This window comes from Craterilacuibacter sp., assembly GCF_051659485.1.
Lineage (GTDB): Bacteria > Pseudomonadota > Gammaproteobacteria > Burkholderiales > Chromobacteriaceae > Craterilacuibacter.
In genome coordinates this window covers 1-1,021 of the sequence record NZ_JBOFOO010000109.1, presented here as the reverse complement: position 1 = coordinate 1,021, position 1,021 = coordinate 1, and the positions used below count along the sequence as shown (strand labels likewise).

At 58.4% G+C, this 1,021-nt stretch carries 1 protein-coding gene and 1 pseudogene; both read right to left on the bottom strand.

Going from position 1 to position 1,021, the window contains the following annotated elements:
• Window positions 1–140 (bottom strand): annotated as a pseudogene (locus ACRC1E_RS03820) (aspartate-semialdehyde dehydrogenase); the annotation flags it as partial.
• A gap of 308 nt (window positions 141–448) precedes the next feature.
• On the bottom strand, window positions 449–1,021 hold a 573-nt coding region (locus tag ACRC1E_RS03815; protein ID WP_438513783.1), incomplete at its 5' end, for an FAD-dependent oxidoreductase.

Here is a 1,021-nt window from a genome sequence, read left to right as displayed (position 1 = left end):
AGGTTTGGGGCAACCTCACCGACCTGGGAGGTGGTGAAGAATGTGGGTTGAATATGGGCAAAATCCTGCTCTTGTTGCATCCGGCTCATCAGCACCGATCCCACCATGCCACGCCAACCGACCAAACCTACTTTTTTCATATGTCCTACCCTGGATTGCAGCTAAAGAAATGCGCGCGGATACCGGTAATCCCTTGTCTGGCGATGCCTGTTTAAAGGGGTTAGCGGCCATTTTTGAAATATGCGCTGCGAAAAATGTGTCTATCCACATTACGGATTGTGACGGCTGGCGCAAGTCGAATTGCGCAATATGTGCTGTCGTTTGCTGTATTAATCGGCAGGACTGCTGCGATAGGTGGGTAGGGCAAAGGTCAACATCAGACGAAAAAGCCACCGCGTATGGCGGTGGCCGGTCACTAAAGCAGGTGATATACCCACCGGATCAGCGCTTAGCCGTAACGGGCCAGGGTCAATCCCTCGTCGCTGATGGCGGGCGCGCTGCCGCTGATCAAATCGCATAGCAGCTGGCCCGAGCCCGCAGCCATGGTCCAACCCAGGGTGCCATGGCCCGTATTGAGCCAGAGACCGGGAATGGGGCTGGGCCCGACCAGCGGGGTGCCATCTGGCGTCATGGGGCGCAGGCCGGTCCAGAACTGAGCTTGGCTGATATCCCCGCCATCGGGGAAAAGATCTCCGACCACCATGGCCAAGGTATCATGGCGCCTTGGGTTAAGGGTAAGGTTGTAGCCAGACAGCTCCGCCATGCCGCCTACTCGGATCCGCTGGTTAAAGCGGGTGATGGCCACCTTGTAGGTTTCATCGAGTACGGTACTGCGCGGCGAGCCTTCTGCATTGATCATCGGCAGGGTAAGGGAGTAGCCCTTGACCGGATAGACCAGTAACTCCAGCCCGAGCGGACGCAACAGCGGTCGCAGAAAACCGGTGGCATAGCTGCCCAGTGCGCAGACGATAGCATCGGCGCGGTAGCGATGCTCGCTGGTGCGTACCGCCACGGCGCGGCC